Source organism: Myxococcus vastator, assembly GCF_010894475.1.
In the GTDB taxonomy this organism is placed as follows: domain Bacteria; phylum Myxococcota; class Myxococcia; order Myxococcales; family Myxococcaceae; genus Myxococcus; species Myxococcus vastator.
On record NZ_JAAIYB010000615.1, the window covers coordinates 1 to 3,815 of the forward strand.

The window sequence follows — 3,815 nt, forward strand, 5'->3', positions numbered from 1 at the left end:
CCTTCCCCGTCCTCGGGAGGCGCCCTCGCGGAGCCCTCCCAACGTCGCTTCCACTGGCTGCCCCCCGTGGGGACGTGGAAGTACCACCTGCTGCTGAGCGCGGTGGCCCTGTTCGTCCTGGGGCCCCTGGGCGGCATCGCCGCCTCGTACATGAACTTCAGCGTGGGCTTCTTCGTCGGCGGCCAGGTGCTGGCCGGCATCCTCGGCAGCGCCGTCACCTACGGGTATGGCGCGGAGGGCAAGCACGGCGCCAACTACATGCAGACGATGGCCGCGTCGGTGGCCTCGCTGTGCGCCATGTCCGTGCTCATCCAGTCCATGGTGTGGCTGGGCATGGAGATGCCCGCCGCCTGGAAGCTCATGCTCTTCGTCGGCTGCGTGGGCATGTTCGCGGTGGGCGTGGGCATGCTCTACACGCCGCTGCTCGTGGACAAGCTCCAGCTCGACTATCCGTCCGGGCTGGCGGTGGCCAACATCCTGCGCGCCCTCACGGACAAGCGCCTGCTCAAGGCGTCCATCTCCAAGCTGGGCGGCGGCACCCTGCTGGGCGCCCTGGCGGCGTGGATGACGGAGAAGGTGGCCTTCGTCGCCTCCATCGGCACCAGCGCGGCGACGCTGGGCGCGGGCATGATTGTCGGCAGCCGCATCACCGTCCCGGCCATCGTCATGGCCGTCATCGGCGCGGTGCTGATGCCCACCCTCCGGGAGATGGGCTGGCTCGGCCCTCAGGACCCGTTCCGTAAAATCGGCTTCGTCATCGGCCTGGGGATGATTTGCGGCGCGGCCGTGGTGGACCTGTCGCTGCTGGCGGTCCAGGCGGCGAAGCGCATCCGCGAGCGGGCCTCGACGAAGGACGAAGCGGCGGAGGAGTCCTGGAAAAAGGTCAACATCCCCCGGCTGCTGGCCTGGGTGGCTGTCTGGGGCGGCGCGACGCTGGTGGTGGGCACGCAGGTGCTGGACCAGCCCGTCGGCTGGCTCCTCTTCGGAATGCTGCTGGCCCTGCTGTTCGTGCTCATCAACGGAATCTCCTTCGGCATCACCGACCAGAACCCCATCTCCAGCGCCTTCGTCATCTCCGTGCTGATGATGTCCATGATGGGCCTGCGCGTCCCGCTGGTGGGCATGATGGCCGCCACCATCCTGCTCATCTCCACCTCGGTGGGCTGCGACATGCAGCAGGACCGCTCCACCGGCTGGCGCCTGGGCACCAACCGCGTCACCCAGTTCCGCTACCAGGTGCTGGGCGTCATCATGGGCGCGCTGCTGTGCGTGGGCCTGGCGCGCGTGTTCATGACCGCCTACCCGGCGCTCACCATCAACCAGTTGGACAACCCCAACGCCGAGGTGGGCCAGTGGGGCTCCGCGATGACGTACAAGCTGGTGGGCGCCATCCGCGACCTCGGCTCGCTGTCGCAGGCCGTCGTGAGCGCCCTGCTCCTCGGACTGGCCATCGGCTTCATCTACGAGCTGCTGCGCAAGGTGGTGCGAGGCAACGCGCGCTACCAGCGGTACGTGAAGGGCTCTCGCGCGGGCTTCGCCGTCGGCTGGACGGTGGACGCCCTCCTGCTGCCCAGTCCCTACGCGTCGTCGTTCGGCGGCTTCGTGGCGTTCCCGGTGTCGCTGTGGTTCGGCGCGGGAGGCATCGTGACGTCCGTCTGGAACACGTTCTCCAAGCGCGGGCAGCCGGCGGTGAGCGGCAGCCCGGGTGAAGGCGAGGCCCTCCCGGAGGACATGAGCACCATGTCCCTCATGGGCGGCGGCCTCATCGCCGGTGAGTCGCTGTTCTTCCTCATCGCCGGCCTCATCGGGCTCGCGTCGCTGTTGGCGTAGCAACACCTGCTCAGGCCCCCGCGGCGGCGCGGGGGCCGAGTTGACAATTCTCCGCGCCCCTCGCATCTTCTTCGCCGTGAGCTTCGTCATCACCACCACGACCACCGGCACCACGACTCGCTTCGGCGGGCGTGGAGCCGTGCGCGTCATGGGGTGAGCTGACGAACGCACGGTTCCCTGCCCCGCCTTCTCCGGCCGGGGCAACCGTGCGCTCGCTCAGCGCTCCGACCGGATGGCGTTTCACCCTTCCGAATCGGAGACGAAGCCATGCTCGACGAACACGACCACCGCGCGCTGGGCCAGCGCCTGGACCTCTTCCACCTGCAGGAAGAGGCGCCTGGCATGGTGTTCTGGCACCCGCGTGGACTGCTGCTGTACCGGCTGCTGGAGGAGCACGTCCGCCAGCGCATGCGGCGCGAGGGCTACCAGGAAGTCCGCACCCCACAGCTCTACGCGCAGCCCTTGTGGGAGCGCAGCGGCCACTGGGACAACTTCCGGGACAACATGTTCCTGGTGGAGGACGGCGGGCGGCACCTGGGCGTGAAGCCGGTGAGCTGCCCCGGCCACATCGAGCTGGTGCAGCGCATGGCGCCCAGCTACCGCGACTTGCCGTTGCGCTTGGGTGAGTTCGGGCTGGTGCACCGCGCGGAGCCCGGCGGCGCGCTCCACGGCCTGTTCCGCCTGCGGCAGTTCACCCAGGATGACGGCCACATCTTCTGCGCCGAGCCGCAGGTGGTGCCGGAGGTCGTCCGCTTCGCCCGCTCGCTGAAGGACTTCTACGCGGGCTTCGGCTTCGACGATGTCCAGGTGGCCTTCTCCGGCCGGCCCGCGGCGCGCGCGGGGCGGGATGCGCTCTGGGACAAGGCCGAGTCATGGCTCCTCCTGGCCGCGAAGGAAGCGGGGCTCCACTGCCACATGCAGCCGGGCGAGGGCGCCTTCTACGGGCCCAAGCTGGAGTTTGTCTTGAAGGACCGGCTGGGGCGTGCGTGGCAGTGCGGCACCATTCAGTTGGACCTCGTGCTGCCGGAGCGCTTCGACCTCCACTACATCGACGCCTCCGGGGCCCGCGTCCGTCCGGTGATGCTTCACCGCGCGCTGCTCGGCAGCCTGGAGCGCTTCATCGGCGTCCTGCTGGAGCACCATGGTGGCGCGCTGCCATCCTGGCTGGCGCCGCGGCAGGTGGTGGTGGTCGCCGTGGGGGAAGGCGTGGGCGACTACGCCGAGCGCTTCGCCGCGAAGCTCCAGGCGGCGGGCTGCCGCGCCAGCGTGGACCGGCGGGGTGAGTCCCTGTCCCGCAAGGTCCTGGATGCCCACGCGGCGGGCGTCCCGTGGCTGGTGGTGGCGGGCGCACGCGAGGTGGCCGCGGGCAACGTCCGCCTGCGTCAACGCGATGGCGCGCAGCGGGACGTCCCGTGGGAGGACGCGGCGGCGGAGCTCGTCGCGGCGTGCCGTCCGGCCCCGGACGCCTGAAGGTGACACCGGGGCGCGGGCGGTGAAGCGCGCCGCTCGCGCCCCGAGTCCTCAGCCCTGTTGGAGCCGCTCCAGCACCTCGCCCGCGTGCAGGACTTCCTCCGGCACCGTGGCCAGGTCGTCGAGGCTCAGGAGCCCCACCGGCCGCCGCTCGCCGTCCACCACCACGAGGCGGCGCACCATCTTCTCCTCCATCGTCCGTTCCGCCACCTCGAGCGTCGCGTCCATGTCGCAGGTGATGACCGTGGCCGTCATCACCTCGCGCACGGGCGTGGTGTTCGGGTCCTGCCCCAGCGCCGCGGACCGCACCGCGATGTCCCGGTCCGTCAGCATCCCCACCAGCTGCCCACCCTCCAGCACCGGCAGGGAGCCGATGTTGCACGTGCGCATCCGCAGCGCCGCGGCCCGGATGGGCTCACCTGCTTCGATGGTCTCCAGGTTCTTGGTCATCAGCTCACCAATCCGCATTGCACGCTCCTTGCCTGGCATGACGCCCCTCCCCACCCTCGTTGAAC

The 3,815-nt window shown here is 70.1% G+C and carries 3 protein-coding genes; 2 read left to right on the top strand and 1 reads right to left on the bottom strand.

Annotated features, from left to right (window positions below; all coding sequences use genetic code 11):
• The coding region (locus tag G4D87_RS34905) for an OPT/YSL family transporter (protein ID WP_371928652.1) at positions 1 to 1,830 on the top strand (1,830 nt) is incomplete at its 5' end.
• 267 nt (positions 1,831 to 2,097) lie between these two features.
• Positions 2,098 to 3,300 carry a threonine--tRNA ligase gene (gene thrS / locus G4D87_RS34910; RefSeq protein WP_163786997.1) on the top strand — a complete coding sequence of 401 codons (1,203 nt, stop codon included), beginning with the start codon at positions 2,098 to 2,100 and terminating at the stop codon, positions 3,298 to 3,300.
• 51 nt (positions 3,301 to 3,351) lie between these two features.
• Here thrS and G4D87_RS34915 read toward each other — a convergent pair.
• A partial coding sequence (locus G4D87_RS34915; protein ID WP_240358852.1) for a CBS domain-containing protein occupies positions 3,352 to 3,815 on the bottom strand: 464 nt, incomplete at its 5' end.